Annotated in this window: 6 protein-coding genes; all 6 read left to right on the forward strand. The window is 45.3% G+C overall.

From position 1 onward, the window contains the following. Positions 1–28 precede the first annotated feature (28 nt). Genes HGH90_RS15135 through HGH90_RS15160 form a run of 6 tightly spaced genes read left to right on the forward strand, consistent with a single transcriptional unit; the run spans position 29 to position 23180 of the window. Complete coding sequence (locus HGH90_RS15135; RefSeq protein WP_169191465.1) at positions 29–5809, forward strand: type I polyketide synthase; 5781 nt, start codon at positions 29–31, stop codon at positions 5807–5809. Further along, positions 5790–6545: a class I SAM-dependent methyltransferase gene (locus HGH90_RS15140; RefSeq protein WP_248277027.1), complete on the forward strand. Its 756-nt coding sequence runs from the start codon at positions 5790–5792 to the stop codon at positions 6543–6545. The genes HGH90_RS15135 and HGH90_RS15140 overlap by 20 nt, the downstream gene beginning before the upstream one ends. 18 nt (positions 6546–6563) lie before the next feature. Then, a complete protein-coding gene (locus HGH90_RS15145; RefSeq protein WP_169191467.1) occupies positions 6564–13739 on the forward strand; it encodes a non-ribosomal peptide synthetase in 7176 nt (2391 codons plus the stop codon). A gap of 30 nt (positions 13740–13769) precedes the next feature. Continuing rightward, complete coding sequence (locus tag HGH90_RS15150; RefSeq protein ID WP_169191468.1) at positions 13770–19508, forward strand: type I polyketide synthase; 5739 nt, start codon at positions 13770–13772, stop codon at positions 19506–19508. A gap of 27 nt (positions 19509–19535) precedes the next feature. Next, positions 19536–20510 carry a TauD/TfdA family dioxygenase gene (locus HGH90_RS15155; protein ID WP_168762853.1) on the forward strand — a complete coding sequence of 325 codons (975 nt, stop codon included), beginning with the start codon at positions 19536–19538 and terminating at the stop codon, positions 20508–20510. Positions 20511–20531: 21 nt separating this feature from the next. Continuing rightward, positions 20532–23180: a non-ribosomal peptide synthetase gene (locus HGH90_RS15160; RefSeq protein WP_169191469.1), complete on the forward strand. Its 2649-nt coding sequence runs from the start codon at positions 20532–20534 to the stop codon at positions 23178–23180. Positions 23181–23188: the final 8 nt, after the last annotated feature.

The raw sequence follows: 23188 nt of genomic DNA on the forward strand, positions 1-23188 counted from the left end.
GCGATATACATCATTAACTAATAGTTCCATGAATGAGCAACTGACAGGCCTTGAAGTAGCTGTAATAGGAATTTCCTGCCGATTCCCCGGAGCAGAAAATGTAGCTGCCTATTGGGAAAACCTGAAGAATGGAATTTCTTCTCTTTCTTTTCTGGATGATGCGGAAATAAATACCATGCCCAGGGAGGTGGTCAATGATCCGCAGTTTGTAAAATCCAAAGGAGGCCGGATAAATGGGGCGATGCAGTTTGATGCGGCGTTTTTTGGCTATACTCCCAACGAGGCCAGGCTCATGGATCCGCAGACCCGTATCATGCACGAGTTGGTATGGGAAGCATTGGAACACGCAGGGTACAATAGTTTTGATTATAAAGGACGAATTGGTTTCTTTGCCGCAGCCGGGGAGCATACAATTTGGGAAGTGAAAGCGCACTATTCAAGTCTATCTGGTGTCATCAGTCGTTTTATGGCAGACAAAGTGGCCCAAAAAGATTATATGGCAAGTCTTGTTGCCTATAAACTGAATCTTACCGGCCCGGTGGTATCGCTTTCTACAGCCTGCTCTTCATCGTTGGTAGCGGTACATATGGCAACAAGGGCATTGCTGGAGGGCGAATGTAAAATAGCGATGGCCGGCGGCATTTCGGTATCATCGAATATGATGGATGGCTACTATTATGAGAATGACATGGTATTGTCTTCTGATGGGTACTGCCGCGCATTTGATGAAAAGGCAGATGGTACGGTAAATGGTCAGGGGGGCGCAGTAGTGGTGCTGAAAAGATATGAAGAAGCACTGGCCGACGGAGATAATATCCTGGCGGTAATAAAAGGAACAGCTGTTAATAACGACGGCGCACAGAAAATAGGTTACGCTGCGCCGGGCATTAAAGGACAGGAAGCGGTTATCCGCAGTGCGCTCCGTATGGCAGCGGTAAAGCCTGAAACCATCAGCTATGTGGAAACACATGGTACAGGTACTGCGCTGGGTGACCTGATTGAAATAGAGGCGCTCACAAAAGCATTTAGTACTAACCTGAAACAATATTGTGCAATTGGTGCTGTAAAAACAAATATAGGACATACGGATACGGCAGCCGGGTTAGCGGGATTTATTAAAACAGTTTTACAACTCAGGCACCGCCTGCTGGTACCAAGTCTTCACTTTGAAAAGCCTAATCCCAAAATAAATTTCGCTAATACTCCCTTCTATGTGCATACCACACTCGAAGAATGGAAGAACGAAATACATCCGCTAAGAGCAGGAGTGAGCTCGTTTGGCATAGGCGGTACAAATGCACATGTTATACTGGAAGAATACCTGCCAGTGGAACGTCATTGCAGGCAATCTTATTTTCACATCCTGTCTGTTACTGCGCAAACAACAAAAGCATTACAGCAGCAGCTGGATAATATCGCTGTTGTATTACAACACAACCCGGAGAAATCGCTGGAAGATATTTGTTACACATTGCATACTGGCCGAAAACATTTTAACCACCGTTATGCTGTGGTGGTAAAAAGCAGGGAAGAGGCGCTGGAAAAGATTGTTGCCGCCCTAGAGCGGCCAGCCTCCAGCATAACCCGGCAAACTCCGGCAACAGTACTATTATTTCCCGGACAAGGTTACCAGTATCTGAATATGGGGAGGCAGTTATATGAACAAATACCCATTTTCAGAGAGGCCGTTGACAGGTGTGCGGAGATATTACAAGCTTATCTGCACGAGGATATTCGTGTATATATCAAGGGCGGTACTCTTATAGAGAAGGAAGAAGAAACTGTTTACCAGCAGCATATTGTGCAACCGCTGATGTTCGTTGTTTCTTATGCACTCAGTTATGTGCTGCGGGAATGGGGGATAAGACCAGATGCCATGTTCGGGCAAAGCATAGGTGAATATGTAGCAGCTTTTTGGGCTGGCGTATTTGAATTAGAGGACGTCTTGCTTTTGGTAACAGTACGCGGAAAGTTAATGGAACAATTGCCACGGGGCGTAATGCTGTATGTACCGATGCCGGAACACGACCTGGAAAAGTTATTAGGCGCGGAGCTGACCATTGCCACCATCAACGACCCCGGCTGCCTGGTTGCTGGTGGAGAAATGGCGGTAGCAGCGCTGGAGAATAAACTGAAACAGCTGCGGGTAGTCACCATGCGCCTCGAAATTTCCCACGCCGGGCATTCCCATTTACTGGATGGAATGCTGGAGGAATTTGCCGCAGTATTAGACAGTATAACGTTAAAAGCGCCGGTTATTCCTTTTATATCCAACATTACGGGAAACTGGATTACTCCTGGTATGGCTGTCGATCCTAACTACTGGATAGACCATATCCGGAAAACGGTGAGGTTATCTGATGGACTCCGGGAAATTGCGGCCATGGAAAATGCAGTATACATCGAAGCCGGACCGGGTAATGCATTGGGTAGTAGCCTCGCACGGTTTTATGACCGGCAGCAAACACCCCCGCAGGTGGTGTCCCTATTACAACGCAGAAACGGCGTACATGATGATGTACAGTACTTGTATAATAAACTTTCCCAGTTATGGACTTGGGGTATAAATATAGATTGGACATCTTTTTACAGCCAGCAGCAACGGAAGAAAGTGGCGTTGCCTGGCTACCCTTTCGATAGAAAGATTTTTACGTTGGATGAACTGCCCGCTTCTTTCGGAGCACCCGATCCAGGGCAGCGGAAAAATGATTTCAGAGATTGTTTTTACACGCCCGGATGGAAAAGAAAACACATTGAAGTACCTGTTATAAAAACAGACGGTAAGATTTTATTTATCAATAAGGCCGGTAGCACCGGAGAGGTCTTTGCTCGGGACTTACAGAATCATGTGCCAGGTATTACGATAGTAAGCCATTGGGAAATGACTACAATACTTCCGGGAATTATCGTCTATTTTCTTCCTCAGGATGTTAACGAGGATATCACCCCTTCTTATTTCCGGGATACTCAGCAACAATATTTTTATGAATTGCTGGAAATAGCCAGAGCTGCCGGTAAACAGAACGGAAACAAATCTTTATTCGTACTTACAGCAGGCCTGCACGATGTAACTGGGAATGAAGATATCAACCCCGCACAATCTATTTTACTGGGATTGTTAAAAAGTATTAACCAGGAATATGCGGGGCTTCGTTGCTATAATCTTGATTGGAACAACTTCGAAGGGAATATCGATGAAAAAGTCAAACACCTGTTGGCCGAAGTAAATGAGAACGCAGCGGAGAAGGTGATAGCTTATCGTGGTGCTTACCGTTGGGTACAAACCCTCGAGCCGGTATTAACACAACAGTTGATAGATCAGCCTTCACGAATTCGTGCAAATGGCGTTTACCTGTTGGCCGGGGGACTTGGGAATGTAGGATTTGTAATCGCGGAACACCTGGCTACACAGTATAACGCAGATCTTATTATTACAGGGAGGCAACCCCTGCCAGATCGCAGTACGTGGAATGCCGTGATCTGTGATGAACAGGCCAGTCCGAAGCTGAAATCCAGGCTTTTGAAGATCAGAAGGCTGGAAGCTACCGGGGTAAAAGTCTGTTATCATGCCGCGGATGCAGCCAACGAACAGCAAATGACAAAGGTGATCACGGAGGCTTTGGCCAACGAAGGAACGATACACGGTGTTATTTATGCTGTAACAGACATTGGTGAGGATCAGAAAATGTTGATAGCTGATATCAGCGAGCAACAGGTGGAGACACAGTTTCGCACCAAAGGCCATGGGCTGTTAATTTTGGACAGGTTAACGAAAGACCTGCCATTGGATTTTTTCCTGCTGCTCTCCTCTATTTCCTCCGTGCTCGGCGGGCTGGGTTATGCCGCATATACGGCAGCAAATATCTTTATGGATGCATTTGCGCATTACCAACGGAAAAAAGGATGGATGCGCTACATTAGCTTTAATGCACCCGGGTGGACTTATTACAAAGACGATCTTAAGCTGCCTGCTTACGGGCAATCTGATTATAATGAGAGAATGACTTTTTCAGAAGGCATGCTGGCCGTGGAAACTGTGCTGAAAGCCAGGGAAAGTGGACAGATATTTATTTATCTGAGTGACCTTGAGCATAAAATAAGCAACTGGGTAAACGTAGGCGCCGAAGACGTAAACACCAATGCTCCAGAGAAGAAGCAAGGAGTAATACGACCGGATTTACTTACGGTTTACGTGGCAGCCCGGGATGAAACAGAACAAAAATTAGTCGCATTATGGGAGGATATCTTCGGTTTTGATGCACCGGGAGTCAGAGATGATTTCTTTGAAATAGGTGGGGACTCGCTCAAAGCGATTAAATTGATTGCCAAAATAGAGTATCTGTTTCATAGGAATCTGCTCCTCAAGGAGTTTCTTGCCGCCAGAACGATTGAACAGGTAGCACAGATCATAAATGCCAGAGAGAAAGACAGCTATAAAAACATTCCCTTATCGGAGAAAAAAGAATATTATGAACTGTCCTCTGCGCAAAAGCGGCTTTACTTCCTTCAGAAGGAAAATCCTGGCAGCATTTCCTACAATGAACAAACTATCATAAGTGTTGCGGGAAGCGTTACGCCCCTGGATATCAAAGCTGCATTGCAGCAGCTTTCAGCCAGGCATGAAGCGATGAGAACATCTTTTATCGAACTGGATGGTATTCCTTACCAGGTAGTGCAGGATGTAGTGGATATAGAGATTGTTTATCATAATGGCGGCGAAAATGTTCACCAGGATTTGCAGGCATTTATCCGCCCTTTTGATCTGCGGCACGCGCCCTTTCTCAGGATGCTGGTGCTTACATTAAAATCGGAAGAAGTCATAATAATGTTGGATATCCATCATCTTATTATAGATGGCATTTCTTTCAATATATTTAAAAGGGAACTCTTATCACTGCTAAAGCAAAGGATGCCTCCGCCTGTAAGGTGGCAGTATAAAGACTTTAGCGAATGGCAGCAGCATCGTATAAAAAAGAGCCAGTTGCAACTACAGCAGAATTACTGGCAGAAAATGTTGGATGCAGGCGCATTCAGCTCGCTCATTCTCCCGGAAGACCAGGTTCAGCACAAAACGACAGACCTTTCTGCCGGAATAATAGAATGGCTGATAGGTGAAGAAGATACAAGTGTTTTTAGACATATTTTGAAAGATAATAATGTAACACTGTTCAATGGGCTTCTGGCTGTACTGAACGTATTGTTTTACCGGGTAACCGGAAACCGGGAAATATGTATCCTGAGCCCGGTGCTGGGCAGGAAGAGGGAAGAATTGCAGAACACGCTCGGCATATTTATTAACCTTGTGGTATTGAGAAATTATATATCGCATGATATCAGTTTTTCTTCATTCCTGAAATCGGTATATAATAATACGATAGCCTCTTTTGAACAGGATGAATATCCCTTTGAAGAGCTCATTAAATCGTTGAAAAAAAGAGATGCCGGGTTCAGCGCGCCAGCATTTAATGTACTGTTTACAGTTAAGGATATTAATGAACGGTTGTTGGTTGATGACGAAGAATTACAAGGGGGAATTAGCTATTACAATGCACACATTTATCAGCCAAAATATAAACTGGAAATTGTTTTTGCTGATATGGACGCACAATTACAGGTGCTTTTTATATATGATAAACGCTCTTTCTGTGAAGCGACTGTTATAAGGATAAAAGATTATTTCATCTCACTGTTCACTGCTGTTTTAAAAGATCCGGATGTCCAGATTAGTCAGCTTCAGTTGGAATATAACGGCAGCGAAGCAATATCTGAGGAAACAGAGATTTCCTTTGATGGATTTGATTATAACTGATTTATCAATTTTTCCAAACATGTATTTAGTAAAGGGACTTATCGCCAATAATGAAAATGGATTTGACTGGGACAGCTACTTTCTTAATAAGTCTGAAAAGAAGAAAGATATATCACCGGCGCTTGAATCCATTTTTACTGCCGCCCGCTCTCATCTCAAGGAGAATCATGCGCTTTTAGGTTTTGTATTCCAAAAATTCATGAGACAGTTATTAAAAGATGTCAGGTTCCCTTCTCCTCCGCGAATCCTGGAGCTGGGGGCAGCTACTGGTTTTTTAACAAAGTGGCTGGTGGATAATTCAGGAGGAACCGGTACGCTCGTAGATAGATCCGATCAGGCATACGCTGCATTTATGGATACTATGGACGCTAAGAATGCCTCCATGACTTATGTCCGGGAAGACATCTTCCGGTTGCAGCTACCGCCACAATATGATATTGTTTGCAGTTTTGGCGTAATAGAACATTTTCCTGATAAGACGGAAATTATTTCGACGCATAAGAAATTCCTGTCCGATAACGGATATGCCCTTATAATTATTCCCCTGGATAGCCCATTGACAAGGGCTTTTTACGAAGTTAACTTCGAGCTGAATCAGGGATACCGCGAGTTGCTTACCTCAGCAGAGTTTTTAAAAATATTGATTGCTGAGAATTTAGAAGTCATTAATACCGCAAGAAGTGAAGGATATGTTTATGACATTGTTGGCGCCCTTTGCCGTATACCTTCGAGATAACCTGTTAAATCTAATCGCATGGATGATATTACCCTGAATATAATTACTTCTCAAAAGGAAAAAGAGGCTGCGTTCTGGAACGGGTATGTTCCTGCAGGAGAAATTGCATCAGGTATTCAGTGGGCAAAAGCAGACAGGGAAGGGTTGAATGGAGGAACGAGGCAAAGGTATTCATTTGCGATTCCTGAGGCTGATGGTGTCTATATGTTGAAAATATGTAAGCACAAACCTGAGAACGTCCATGTGTTGCTGGCAACCGTAATGAGCCTGCTGTTCTTTAAGTATCATGGCAGTCGGCTGGCGGTAGTGTTTACCCCGGTATACAATAAAGACGCGGCCAGTGATGGAATGAATACCATTGTTCCGGTGGTGACGGATATCGGGGAGCAATGTTCTTTTTTTCAACTTTTAGAATTGGTCCAGTCGAATGTGGTGAAGGTAATGCGCCATCAAAATTTCCCCGTGTTGCACCTGTGGAATAAAATAAGGAAGGAACAGGATTCATTCGGGCAAGCCCTTTTTGCCTATGAGGGGGTTCATGATATGACCATGGCAGAGGAAAACATTCGTGATGTGGGATTTCTTTTTAGCAAAAATGGAGATGCATTAACACTCGACATAGTATGTAAAGTTGCGTATACGGAGCAGTATATAAGCCATATCGGAGAGCATATTGTGAAATTACTGACCAGCCTGCGTGAGCTTCGGGATACTGCAGTATGCCAGGTAGACATCATCGCGGCCGCAGAACGGAAACGACTGCTATATGAATTGAATAATAATAATATTTCGGGTGGGCAAAGAACAGTAGGAGAGTACCTGGATATGCATGCCAGTATCTATCCGGATGATATCGCCTTTGAAGCGGACAAGAAAAAGTTGAGCTATGGAATGTTGGCGAATGAGGTAAACAGCATTGCAGCTTGGCTCGGGGATCAGGGGGTCACAGCAGGCGCTCCGGTAGCGGTATTGCTGGAGAGGGATATTGCGTTGCCTATTGTAATCCTTGCCATATGGCAGCTCGGGGGTATTTATATACCGTTGGATATAAAGCAGCCTGCTGCCAGGATATTATTAATACTAAAGGATGCGCAGGCCACTCTGCTAGCAACGGAGTCACTGCTCCCTGCGGCGGTAAAGGAGGCATATAGCGATCATTGTATTTACCTGGAAAAGGTTCCGGAAAAGGAAGGGACAGTGCGGCGGTCATATAAAATAGCAAGCCCGGAAGAAACGATCGCCTACATTATATATACTTCCGGTTCCACAGGGCGGCCCAAGGGCGTGTTGGTCACCCAGGCCGGTATGATGAACCACCTGCAGGGGAAAATAGCAGATTTCAGAATAGGGAGGAATAGTGTAATTGCGCAGCATACCACGCAAATTTTCGATATTAGTATCTGGCAGTTTTTTGCAGCCTTGGTGGCGGGCGGAAAAACGGTTATCATCGCCGATGAGGTAGTACATAGCCCTGCCTTGTTTATAGCACGGTTAAACCATTACGCCGTTACCCATTTGCAGGTGGTACCCGCTTATCTGGTGCTGTTGCTGGAGTATATGCGGGCAAATCACCGCACCTGGGATCATTTGCAATACCTCATATCTACTGGTGAAGAATTGCCGGTTAGCCTGGCCCGCCAGTGGTTAACGTCGTTTCCGGGCATCATTATGGCAAATGGTTACGGGCCCACCGAGGCGGCAGACAATGTTCTCCATTATATTATAAAGGACCTGCCTGGTAAAACAGTACCTATTGGAAAGCCGCTGCAAAATATGGCGGTATATATCGTGGATCCTTATATGCGGCTATGCACGGAAGGCGTGAAAGGAGAGATTTGTGTGGCTGGTCCTGGCGTAGGTAAAGGCTACCTGAATCAACCTCAAAAGACCAGCCTGGCATTTCAGCCCAATCCATTTGCTACACCTGGTACTGCCGGCCTTCTTTATAAGACAGGTGATATTGGCGCATGGCTTCCTGATGGCAATATCTGCTTTCATGGCCGTAAAGATAGCCAGGTAAAACTCAGCGGATTCCGAATAGAACTGGGAGAGATAGAACATATACTTGGCGCCCATCCTGCCGTAAAGGAAGCAGCTGTACTATTGCAGGGTAATGGGAATAACAGCGCTTTTCTTTGTGCATATATCACAACATATGAAAACGTATCCGCAGACGCATTGAAGGAATACCTGCAGCAGCAGCTACCTGCTTATATGTTGCCTGCAGTTTTTGTATCAATAGCCGACTTCCCGCGGTTAATAAATGGTAAGATTGACCGGAAGGAATTAAAGACCTTTTTCCTTGACGAGGCCAGAGATAAGGCAGATCCACAATCAGAGGTGGAATTGGTAATGGCCAAAGTATGGAAAAAATTGTTCGGTAAAGCTGAGATCGGCATTCACGATAATTTTTTTAGGCTTGGAGGGGATTCTATTAAGGCAATACAGTTGTCGTCCCGTTTGCTCAATGAAAATTTGAATGTGAGCATAAAGGATATTTTTAATTATCCCACTATTTCAGGGCTTGCAATGCAGGCAGTGAAGATAACGCAAACCGCTTCACAAGACATCGTGGAGGGAATGATACCGCTTACGCCGCTGCAGAAACATTTTTTTTCGCTCTTGAAAAATTATCGGCATCATTTTAACCAGGCGGTGATGCTCTTGCTTAGAACGCCGGTAACAACAGAGGATTTATTGATTATTGCCCGCAAGTTGCAAATACATCATGATAGTCTCAGAATGGTATTTCAACCCGATGATAATGGAATACTGCAGGAAAATAAGGGGGCGGATTATCCGGTAAGCGTTACCACTTATGATCTGACGGAAGAAGAAAACTATGAAGAGGTATCCCGGAATATAGCAGACCGTATACAGGCTTCTATAAACCTTACTACTGGCCCGTTGATGAAGATGGCACTCCTGAAGCGGAAGGATGGCGACAGGCTGTTGATAGTTATTCATCACATGGTAACGGACGGCGTTTCATGGCGCATTTTGTTGGAGGACCTGGATTTGCTGCTGGAGCAACAGACGGCGAAGCTTCCCCTTTCGCTGCCTTACAAAACTGATTCTTTTAAAACCTGGGTAAACCGGTTAAGCATTTATACCGCGGGTGCTGCTTTTGAGACTGCGTGTGTATATTGGAGAAACAACTCAGAAGCGGTAGCCCCTTTCCTTGTTAAGGATTGCCCATCGGGGACCAATCGTGTAAAAGATGTTCGACAGGTTACCTTTACGCTTAATTCCTCTGAAACACGGTCTTTATTAACGCAGGCTGGCCGGTCTTTTGGAGCAAACACACCTGAACTGTTGCTGGCAGCATTAATGCTGGCCGTAAACAAAGGGTTTGGATTTACAACATTAAAAGTAGATTTGGAAGGACACGGCCGCGAAATGGCATTGGATGGAGTGAATATAACCCGTACCGTAGGTTGGTTTACCAGTATTTATCCTGTGGTATTGGAGATGCCGGAAGAAGACGGCTACCCTGCTGCTATCGTTCATAATAAGACGTTGCTGCGGAGAATACCCAATAACGGCTTTGATTATGCGCTATTTGCCGATAACGGGCGCCTGTTTAGCGCGCCGCTTGTTTTCAACTACCTGGGACAATTTGATACGGATATAAGCACTAAGCACTTCAAGATGGCAGGTGAATCAACAGGCCGACCCATTGCCCCGGATGCAAACAGGTCGCATCCTTTTGAAATGGTAGCGGTTGTAGATGACAAACAATTGTCTGTTAGCATTTATTACAGTGGGTCCCAATATTATAGAGAGAAGATTGATTTGCTGATGACTTGTTATAAAGAGAGCCTGACCGCGTTGATTGCCTGTTGTGAAGGATTAAATAAAACTTACCTGCTACCGGCTGATCTTCACTATAAAGGGTTAACCATTCCAGAGCTCGATGCCTTGCAACAGCAATATGCCATACAGGACATTTACCCGCTATCCTCGGCCCAGGAAGGAATTTTGTATCATACCTTGCTACATCCGTCGTCCCCGGATTATTTTGTGCAGTGTGCTTACCGGGTCGAAGGAACTATTGAACCGGCACATGTCAGGCAGGCATTTGAGCAATTAATAGCGAAACATGATGTCCTCAGAACCCGTTTTCTCTATACACATGGGAAACAACCGCTGCAGATGGTATTGAGGGACGGGAAGGGTGAATATGAATGGATTGATGTAACAGCCGAAGTGGCGCAAAAGGGCCATGAATCCGTGATGAAATCATATTGTTCCGCCGATCGTGAACGTAACTTTGATGTAAGTAAGGATATATTAATTCGGTTGACGGTACTTCAGATGTCCGCCAATGATTTTGAATTCATCTGGAGTTTTCATCACCTGTTAATGGATGGGTGGTGTACTGCTCTGCTGGTAAATGAATTCCTGTTGTTTTATCTCGCATTCCTTGCACAGCAGGAACCTGCTTTAATGCCTGTTGAACAGTACGGTGCCTATATTAGCTGGCTTGAAAAACAGGATAGCGTGCTTGCAGCCGCATATTGGCGGAATTATATCTCCGGTTTTGAACAGGTAACGGTATTGCCCGGCAGGTTGCTGACAGGTGTTGCTGAGCGGGTGACAACAAAGGACCTGTCATTTAACATTGGGTCCGACATTACCTTACAATTGAAAGAATTGTCGAACCAGGCTGAGGTAACCCTGTACACATTGTTGCAAACCGCCTGGGGAATACTGCTGGCTTATTACAATAACAATAGGGATGTGGTTTTTGGCAGCGTAGTATCTGGCCGTCCTCCTGAAGTACCGGGAATTGAAAATATGATAGGACTGTTTATCAATACAATTCCGGTACGCGTAACCTTTGATGCGGATACCAGGCTTTTTGACCTATACAGGCGGCTGCAGCATGAAGCTTTAGACAGTAACCGGTATGATTTTTACGCACTCGCGAGGATACAGTCAGAGAGTCAGGCAGGCAATCAACTGGTTAACCACATCTTTGTATTTGAGAATTATCCGCTGGGAGAAGAAATAACAACTATATGGAATGCAGGGGCCGCTGGTAGCCCAAGACCATTCAGGCTGGTAAATGTGGAGGTATCAGAACAAACCAATTATGACTTGAGTGTTATTGTCAGTGCAGATAGTGATATCCATATCCGCTTCCAGTATGATGAAAGTAAGTTTAATAACAAAATACTGCCGGAGATGGCTGCACGTTTCAGGCAGATATTGGAACAGTTGGCGTTGGCTGGCGACACAAACATTGCGGCAGTAGATCCCTTATTGCAGGAAGAAAAGACAGGTCTCAATATCGGTTCTCATAATAGCAACCCGGGTTACCCGCTGGAGCAAACAGTGACCAGTCTTTTTAGTGAGCAGGTAAGGCAACATGCGGAAAGAGCCGCAGTAATATTTAATGGAAATGCTATCACGTTTAAGGAGCTGGACGAGCGTTCTTCCAGGTTGTCGTCTTTGCTGCTGCAACGGCAGGCCATACATAGCACGATTATCGGCATATTGATGGAGCGCTCAATTGATACGGTTGTAGCAATTATGGGTATTCTTAAAGCCGGCGCCGCTTATCTCCCCGTGTCTTCCCGCCTGCCGCAGAGCAGAATCAAGTATATGCTGTCCGATAGCGGTTGTAGCACTGTCATCACTAACAGGCACCTGAAAGCGCTGCTGGAAGAAGATGGCCGGGAGGTGGTCATTATAGAGGAATTACCAGCGACCACCATTGATGTACAGGAGGTCGTTGCAGAAAACCAATCTTCTACAGATCTGATTTACATGATCTATACATCAGGATCATCCGGGAATCCCAAAGGTGTCCGGGTAATGCATAAAAATGTGGTGAACCTGGTATATGGTTTAAATGAAACAATATTTGCGGACTATGGCCCCGGCATCCGGATGGCGCTGGTATCTCCTTTTGATTTTGACGCTTCCGTGCAGCACCTTTTTGGTGCCTTGTTGCTGGGACATACTGTATTTATTGTACCAGAAGAAGCCAGGGCGGATGGGTACCTGCTCATGGATTTTTTCACGGAAAATAATATCATGCTGACAGATGGAACTCCTACACATTTACGTCTGTGCCTGGAAACGGGGATGGCATTTGCACCGTCATTGCAACACTTCCTGATAGCCGGAGAGGAGTTGCCCAAAAGAATAGTGGACGAATTTTACAGCAGGGGAAATACAGCCCGGATTACTAACTTGTACGGTCCCACGGAAACATGTGTAGACAGTACTTTCTTCCATATTATACCAGGAGAAACAGATCAATGGGAAAAAATTCCTATAGGAGAACCACTGCCAAATCAGTCTGTATACATCCTGGATAAAGACCAGCGGCCACTGCCACCGGGTATTCATGGAGAGATCTACATAGGTGGTACCGGTGTAGCCAAAGGATACCATAACAAGGAACACCTGACTGAGGAAAAGTTTATACCTAACCCTTTTGTGGCAGGAGACCGCCTTTACAGAACCGGTGATTTAGGACAACGGCTCGCCACCGGGCATTTGTTTTATGAAGGGAGAATAGATAGTCAGGTTAAGATCCGCGGTTTCAGAATTGAGCCCGGCGAAATTACAAAACAACTGCAGCAACTGGATGGTATCCGGGAAGCGGTGGTAGTAACAAAGGAGTTCAATGACTCCGTGCGTCTCATGGCATTTTATGTATCGGATCGCCAGTATACTACTGGCGCGATAAGGGATTTTTGTGAGAAACACCTGCCATACTATATGATTCCGTCTTATTTTATCAAAATAGATAGTATACCATTGACCGCCAACAATAAAACGGATATCAAGGCTTTGCTGGCTTATGATGTTACCGGTCATTTAAAGCGTGATACGATTGCTCCCCGTAATCAATCGGAAATGCAGCTTGCCGCTATCTGGACAAAGGTGCTGGGAATAGAGGAGGTGGGGGTAGACAACAGTTTTTTTGAAATTGGTGGCAATTCTTTGGACCTGGTAAGGGTATACGGCATGATGAAAACCGAAATGAATTTCTCCGGATCGCTGATCAGATTGGTGGAATACCCGACGATACGATTGCTGGCCGCATTCCTTACAGAAAATGTGTCCGCCACGGAAAGCATCCATGAGGAACAGATAGTGATTTCCCGGCAGAAAAAACTACAGCAGCGTTCATTACGTAATATAGCCGGGGAGGATAGTATATACGAAAATTAATAGCGTTTATCAATCGTTAATCAGCTTCTTATGGCGGAGGTTTTGCATAATGGCTTGGAAATAGCAGTGGTAGGCATGTCGTGTCGGATGCCTGGCGCAGAAGACGTACAGTCGTTCTGGGACAATCTTGTTGCAAAAAAAGAAAGTATAACGTTCCTGGATAAAGCGACACTCCGCAAAATGAATGTATCCCCGGCACAAATGAACGATCCGCGGTATGTCAATTGCGCCGGAGGATTACTGGAAGGAAAAGAAGGATTTGACGCAGATTTTTTCAGGATAAAGCCTGTCGAAGCCATGCTCATGGATCCACAGATCAGGATATTTCTGGAAACGGCCTGGCATGCATTGGAAGATGCAGGATATAATCCCGCAGGTACCGACAAAATAACAGGTATTTATGCAGCTTCCAAGTCGGGGTTCTATTGGCAGGCGAAAACCTTTTTCAGTGAAGAGATACAGCACCTGGGTGGCTATGCAGCCTCGACATTGGCCAACAGGGATTTTATGAGTATGACAGCTGCCTATCTGCTTGACCTGAGAGGTCCGGGCATCATGCTAAGCACGAGCTGCTCCAGTTCTTTGGTCGCTATTCACCTGGCCTGTCAGGCGCTCAACAATGGAGAATGTAATATGGCGCTGGCCGGAGGGGTAAATATACTGCCACTTGAGAGTAAAGGATACCTTCATCAGGAAGGAATGATCTATAGCGCAGATGGCCATTGCAGAGCATTCGATAAAGATGCCAGTGGTACCGTGGAAGGAGAAGGCGCAGGAGTAGTGGTGCTGAAAACACTGGAAGATGCACTTAAAGACAGAGACCATATTTATGCAATTATCAAGGGTTCTGCTGTTAATAATGATGGCAACCGGAAGCTTGGATTTACCGCTCCGGGAGTTCATGGACAGCGCCAGGTTATCACTATGTGCCACCAGGTAGCAGGAGTATCACCAGAATCGATCGGTTACATAGAAGCACATGGAACAGGCACCGCTATTGGTGATCCTATAGAGGTAGAAGCCTTGTCGCTGGCATTCCGCACTTCCCGAAGAAATTTTTGTGGAATAGGCTCCGTGAAATCCAATATCGGCCACCTGGACGCAGCAGCAGGTGTAGCCGGATTTATCAAAACAGTACTGGCCCTTTATCATAAGAAAATACCACCCACCGTAAACTTTACTACGCCTAACCCAAAAATAAATTTTGAGGAGTCTCCATTTTTTGTCAGTGAACAGGTAAGTAATTGGAAAGTAACAGATCATCCGCGCCGGGCTGGCGTAAGCTCCTTTGGCATCGGAGGAACCAATGCCCACCTGGTACTGGAAGAAGCTCCTGTGACAGATCAATTGCCCTGCACACGAAAGTATAATGTAGTAACCCTTTCCGCCGCTTCCGAAAAAGCACTTGAGAATAGTTTTACAAATCTGGTGGTTCACGCGACAGGTAATCCTGGTCTACCCTTTCAGGATCTCTGTTATACTTTACAGACAGGCAGAAAGGAACTGCCTTATAGAATGGCCTTTGCCTGCGCAGATCTGTCATCCATCGTCAGCAGGCCCTTTGTACCCGTAGAAAAGGTCAGTGCGGAAGAGAACCGGATCGTATTTATGTTTACAGGCCAGGGAAACCATTACCACCGGATGGGCCAGGGATTGTATGATACAGAAGAAGTTTTCCGGGTAACGGCAGACGAATGTTTTACTATACTGAGCGAAATAACCGGCCATGATTTTAAAGCCCTGCTTTTTGAAGAGGTATCCGGAAAAACTGATATCACCGCCACTGCATACGCCCAACCTTTGTTATTTGTGGTGGAATATGCCATGGCCCTTACTTTAATGCAATGGGGCATTCAGCCGGATGCTATGATCGGTCATAGTATAGGAGAGTATGTAGCTGCCTGCCTGGCAGGTGTTTTTGAGCTGAGAGATTGCCTGAAGATAGTGGCCCTGCGTGGAGGACTAATGCAATCTATGCAGCCGGGTAGTATGATCAGCGTTGATCTGCCGGCATCCGGCATCAACGAGTTTATAGGTAATGATATTGACCTGGCGGTAATAAATAGTGGCCACTCCGTGGTATTGTCCGGTAGCAGTAGTGCGATCGAAGCCTGTAAAAGCAAGCTGGTGGCTGCAAAATATCAACCAATAGACTTGCACACATCACACGCATTTCACTCCCGGATGATGGAAGAAATGCTACCTGCTTTTGCCGCTGCGTTGGCCACGGTTAAACTCCATTCTCCCCGGATCCCATTTGTATCTGGTCTTTACGGTACATGGATTTCAGCGGATGAGGCCTGTGATCCCGGCTATTGGGTAAAGCAGTTACGTTATACCGTGCAATTCGCAAAAGGAATGGATATCCTCATGGATAGCGGTTATTACACGTTTATAGAGATAGGACCCGGTAATTCCTTAAAACGCGTGGTGAATAGTCATCCACAGAAAAAAGAAAATACCCGCGTTTATGCTACATTAAGACATGCTGTTAACACTATCGGTGACCACGAGTTTCTGCTGACTAATATAGCAGATATGTGGGCTAGCGGTCTTCCTGTAAAATGGAGCCGGTTTTATAAAAATACCCCCTGTAACCGGATATCATTACCAGGTTATCCATTTGAGCATGTTGACTTTTGGCTAGGAGATGACATTTTTGACCGGCATTTCAATAGAAGAAATCAGGATGCGAAAGCGGAAAGGGATATCGCCGATTGGTTTTATGCGCCGGTATGGAAGCAAACTGTCGTCACGAAAGTAATACAGCCAGCTAACACCTATGCGGTGTTTTTGCCAAATGAAGAAACATATTACGACCACATCAGAACATTGTGCCTTGATAATACGGTGTTTTTTGTAAGGCCGGCAACAGCTTTCAGGCAGGATGGTGAAAATGCCTGGTGGATAAACCCGGATAACGAAGAGGACTACCTCCGTTTGTGGAGAAGCCTCCCGGTTATGCCAGACAAGATACTTTACTATTGGAGCCAGGGAATGGTAAATAGTGATGACACCAATAACATAAGACATGGATTTTTTCGCCCGCTGATTTTTGTGCAGTCCCTGATTAATAGTGGTATAGGTAGTAACATACTTATATCTTTTATTACGGAGGGGATGTTTAGTGTATCCGGTAACGAAACTGTTTCACCTTTTCTTTCATTATTACAGGGGATCGTGAAAGTTGGGCCGCAGGAAATAGTAAACCTCAAGCTCCGCATAGTAGACATTGACGGGGCCACGCTGGCGGGGAATACTGCTAATAACTTATTACCGGTGCTGCAACAAAGTACTTTCCAGCATCATACGATTATTTTCAGGAATGGCCGTAGTTGGGTACAGGACTGGGAAGCTGTAAAACTTCCGGCAACAGATGTTGCCGTCATCCGCAGGAAAGGAAATTACCTGGTTACGGGAGGAACCGGAAAGATAGGAACACGAATCGCAGCATGGTTGATGGAAGAATATGAAGCGCATGTTGTCTTGCTGGCCGGACCACATCGGCGAATAGATAGCAGTGCGGTTGGCAATGTAGAGAGAGGCAGCTGTGTTGTAAAATATGGATGCCTGTCTGATGAACAGCAGATGAGAGACATCATTAGAGAAGCAGAAAATGAAAGAGGTCCCTTCTCCGGCGTTTTTCACCTGGCAGGAATCACAACAGCTGCGCCAATAGAACGTACTACCCGGGAAAGTGCTTTCCTGCATTTTGACGCAAAAGTAACCGGCACAGAGGTATTGTATAATATTTTTAAGGAAAAAAAACCAGACTTTGTATTGCTGGCATCTTCGCTGTCGGCAATACTCGGTGGACTCGGATATACCGCCTATGCTGGCGCAAACGCTTACATGGACGCATTTGCCGGCCTGGCGCTGTCTAAAGGCGATAATTGGATGAGTATTAATTTTGATGGCTGGCATTTTGACTCCACCCCCGGGCAACAAACAATTGGTCCTGACGAAGGTATAGAGGTCATCGTACGGGCGCTGGCGACCAGCGGATTTTCACAATTAGCGGTGTCCGTAACGGACTTGAGAAAGAGAATGGAACAATGGATAACCAAAGCGCCAGGAAAGGAAATAAAAAAGGCCGTTAGCCGTACACGGCCTTCATTAAAGCAATCATTTGTAGCGCCATATACCCCTGCAGAAGTGCAACTGGCCGCAATGATGAATGCGTGCTTTGGATATGCGGAAATAGGAATCGATGATAATTTTTTTGAGCTTGGAGGAGACTCCCTGCTCGCCATAGCTATCATTGCAAAAATCCACGAGCAGATGGGGGTAAGATTGTCCGTGCAGTCATTTTATGAAGCACCCAATATCCGGAACCTGGCGGCCCTCGTATCGGGAGCGGCGGCTACTGTTTACAGACCATTGCCAAAGGCGGAAAAACGTTCCCATTATGCGCTTTCTGCCATACAACAACGCATCTTTTTTGCCAGTACACTTAGCGCTGATAGCACTAATTATAACCTCACCTCTTTTTATCATATCAGGGAAAAGATGCCGGCAGGTAAGCTGGAAGAAGTCTTCTTGTCATTGGTGAAACGACACGAGATCCTGCGTACATCTTTTGTAATGATTGAGCGGGAACCCAGGCAGGTTATCAATGATATTTTGCATTTCACAGCAGAGAAATACTACTCCGATGAACCGGCAGGCAACGATATATTGCAGCAATGCAGCGCTCAGATAAAGGCATTTGTCAGACCTTTTGCATTGAATGAACCTACTTTGTTCAGGATGGGAACCATCGGATTTGGCGATGGGACGTTATTACTGATGCTGGATTTTCACCATATTATTGCGGATGCAGTAACTATAAATGTATTACTTAATGAAATGGTAGCGCTTTTTAGCGGAAGTATAACAGCCCCTGTCATGTTACAATACAAAGATTTTAGTGAATGGCATAACCGGCTAATGCAGTCGGAGCTATTGGCAAAGGAAGAAACCTACTGGCTTAACAGGCTGGGGGGAAATGTCCCTTATTTGCAGCTGCCCGCCGATTTTCCGAGAGCTGCTACACATCAATACCAGGCTGATACCTGCTATTTTAGCATAGACGAACCATTATATAGAGAAATAAAGGAAATCAGTACAGCGAATGGCACCGGCGTATTTATTTTTATGCTGGCGGCGACATTGATTTTACTGGAGAAATATACAGGGGAAAAGGATATTGTGATTGGTACCGAAACCGGTGGCCGGCCACACGCGGACATCCAGCAAACAACCGGTATGTTTGTTGGTTTGTTACCGCTACGCCACCAGGTGGAACCTGATATAACCTTCAAATATTTTTTGAATGCTGTAAAGGAAAACACCCTGAAGGACTTCGATCACCAGTCATTTCAATTTAACGAGTTGGTCAGGAAATTGAATAAAACGCGGGTGGATATGAATCCGCTCTTCAATATTATAGTTAGTCTTGATAATATTTCCACCACTTTTTCCGGCAGCACGGAAACACTGAAATCGTCACTGGATGCCAGTATGTTGGAATATCGCCAACGTTTATCTATCTGGGATATGCGTTTTGGAATTATAGATACCGGTGTGGGCATTAATATCAGGCTGGATTACGCAGATTGTTTGTACGCCGCGGCGACGGTGGCATTAATGGCTGAAAGATTAAAGGAAGTTATAAAGCAGGTAGTGGCTGATAATACTATACAGCTTAAAGATATTGTTTTGGATACCTCAACTAATAATATTGCGAGGGCAGCTACCGCCCGCGAGAAAATAGAATTCGATTTCTAATAGACGTTTACCTTCCAAATCTTTTATATGTTAACTGATATCGTTCATGGACAGCTGATGTTCCAACCACCAGCAGTTATTGGACAGGCGCCTGTTATTGTAACACCGTCTGTCTCCAGGATTACGTATGCCGTGTTGCTGGACCCCAAAAACAGGGACTATTTACAGCAATGCCTGTTGGAGAATGGCGCTTTGCTCATCAGGGGCTTTGAGGGACTGGATAACGTAGATGCTTTCCACGAAACTTTTCAGGCATTATGCGGGGAAATGCTGAAGTACCAGTTTCAGACATCCCCACGGACAGAAGTAGACAGGAATATTTATACTTCTACGGATCATCCGGCCAGCCAGGTCATTCATATGCATACGGAGTCATCTTATTCGGCTGCATGGCCAAGACATATAGGTTTTTTTTGCTCGGTTCCGGCAACGGAGGGAGGTGAAACACCCATAGCAAATGAAATGAGTATTATCAACGAAGTAGGGGAAGATGTTATCACCAGGTTCAGGAACAAGGGGGTAAAATATGTGCGCAACTTTGTAAAAGGGTTGGGACTTTCCTGGCAAAAGGCTTACCAGGTGTCTGCTCCGGCGGAAGTAGAAGCATTGTTGGCAAGAGAAGGAGCAACATTTAGCTGGTTCGGCGATGGTTATCTGAGAGTAGAATGGACATTGCCAGCCTTCCAGTCGCATCCTGTTACCCGAAACCAGGTATGGTTCAATCATATGTATTTCGGGCACCTGTCTTTATACGATAAAAAAGTCCGCAGTGTGGTTCCCGAGGAATATTTGCCTTTCCTTACTTATTACGGTGATGGCAGTATCATTGAAAAAGAGGTAATAGACCGTTTTTCAGCTGCCTATAACCAATTGTCTTACGTTTTCCGTTGGCAAACAGGAGATCTCCTGCTGCTGGAGAATATGCTGTTTTCTCATGGAAGAAGCACGTACAGCGGCAATAGGAAAATACTGGTTGGAATGGCAAATGAAATATCTTTTTAACCTATCATACAATTATCCGGCATGAAAGACGGTCTAAATGCAGAGTTAAATATAATAGCAGGTCAGTCGGTCAAAGAAAAAAGTTTCTGGCTGGAACGCCTGGCGGATTTTAATACAAGAACGGTAATCGGTTATGACATTACAGGACATCATCCGGAAAGGCGTGTCAGAGAACATACATATTGCTTTTCCGACAAAGCGACGGTATCACTGATAAGGTTAAGCAGGGCGAGTGATGCCGGGTTGCAGGTGTTGCTGGCCGCATCTGTAGCATTATTCCTGTATAAATACAATGGTAGCCAGCAAATAGTGTTGGCTACTGCTATCGACAGGCAAGATACCGACAGCGTATTTATAAACACCTTATTGCCGTTGATAACAAAGTTGCATGGCGACGCTTCTTTTAAGGATGTTATCGTGCTGATGAAGGGGGTGATAAGCGAAGCCTTAAAGCATCAGAATTACCCGCTACATATCCTGTTTAAAGAATTGGGCCTGTTGGAAGATAAAGAAACACATCCATTATTCGATGTAGGTATCCTGCTCAAAAATATCCAGGACTCCAAACACCTGGAAGAGGCAAAGCTTAATTTTATCTTTTTGTTTGAAAGAATTGGAAATAGTATTATCTGCAGTATACAGTACAATGAATCCAAGTACAGCGAAACGACCATTGCTTCCCTTGTAAACCTGTTTACCGGATTGTTGGATAGGGTATTGCAGGATGTATACCGCCCTCTCAAAGAAATTCCACTGCTGGATGATGCAGGTAGAATGGAGGTACAACTTAAAATGGCTCCCGAAGCAGGTGATTTCCCGCTTCATTTGGCCATACCAGATCTTTTCCGCGCCCAGGTGGCTGCAAACCGCTTTAAAATAGCCATAGCCTGTCAGGAGCAAGAGTTTACCTATGATTGGCTGGACCATCAGACGGACTTACTGGCATGGAAGATCAGCCGGCAGATACCGAAGGGCAGTATCGTTATTTTATTGCTGGAACGTTCTATTGATACGGTAGTAGCAATGCTCGGAGTGCTAAAGGCCGGCGCTATTTTCCTGCCTATAGAAACAGGTACACCCGAATCCAGGGTACGCTATATTATCGGCGACAGCCAGGCAGCGCTTATACTCACCCATAGCAGCACATGGCAGAAGATGGAACAGAAAGGGAACGCGTATGCCTGCAATATGTTTTGCATGGATACAGATGATTTTTCTGAACCACCCGGTGACCTGCCGGCAGTGGATGCCGGGAGCCCGGCCTATATTATTTACACATCAGGATCTACCGGGTATCCTAAAGGCGTAGTGATACAGCATAAAAGCTGCGTCAATCTGCTATATGGTATGAACGACAGAATATTTGGAAAATATGGTCCTGGCCAGGTGATGGGATTGGTATCTCCTTTTGTATTTGACGCCTGTATGCAGCTTACTTTCGGTGCCCTGTTGTTTGGACATCGCCTGCAGATTATAACGAACGAGGAAAAATCGGATGGCAGAAAGTTGCTGCAAAGCTATGATAAATACGGCGTGAGCATTACTGACGGAACTCCGGCGCATCTTCAGCTTATATTGCAGTCAGGCGCCATCTCCGCTTCGGGGCGGACTTTGAGGCATATCATTTACGGCGGTGATACACTGTATAAATCAAAGATAAAGGCATTCTTTGAATTAGCCGGCAGCCATGATCTGCCCATGATTACTAATGTATACGGGCCTACGGAATGTACAGTAAATGCCACCAGTTTTGATATTTCGGCGGCCACTTTAGACGAAGTTGATGAAGTTCCGATTGGCCGCCCACTACCCAATTATCGTACTTATATTTTGAATGAGCAGGGCGAGGTATGCCCGGTAGGAGGAACCGGTGAACTGTGTATTGCGGGAGAAGGCCTCACCATGGGATATCTCAATAATATTCACCTGACTCACGATAAAATAAGGTACGTCCCCGCACTGAAGGATACGGTATACTTTACTGGAGACATTGTAACGCTAAAAAACGATGGACAATTATATTTTACCGGTAGAAAAGACAGGCAAATAAAGGTCAGGGGATATCGGATAGAAATGGGGGAGATCGAACGACAACTGAATTCCCATCCGCAAATACGCAGGTCAGCATTACTGGCGAAAGCGGATGAGGAGACCACGACCCTGATAGCCTATTACTCCGCTGTAAATGTTACGCCAGACGACCTGAGGGAATACCTGGTGGAAAGACTCCCTCAGTTTATGGTGCCACCTTACCTGGTGCAGCTGGAGGAACTACCCCTGCTCCCCAACGGGAAAATTAATCACAGGATTTTGCCGGATCCGCTCACTGTTATAGGCTCAGGGCCGGATAATACATCGCCGGAAAATGAAATAGAACAACAGCTGCTGGAAGTATGGAAGTCTAACCTGCAACTAAGCAACATTGGTGTAAATGAGCATTACTTCAATATTGGTGGAGACTCTATCAAAACTATTTCATTACTATATGATATCAATGAGAGGTTTAACGTGCATTTTAATATCGTAGACCTATACCGCTATGATACCATCAGGAAATTTGCAGCAGCCCTCATGCAAGCGGAAGCATCTGCGATAAAGGATGATTATGACCAGGAGGTGGAAATAGCAATGGATTTGCTGAAGAAAGATATTCTGAACGACTTCGAATAACTTGCCAA

The sequence above is a fragment of the Chitinophaga sp. Ak27 genome (assembly GCF_012726295.1).
Taxonomy (GTDB): domain Bacteria; phylum Bacteroidota; class Bacteroidia; order Chitinophagales; family Chitinophagaceae; genus Chitinophaga.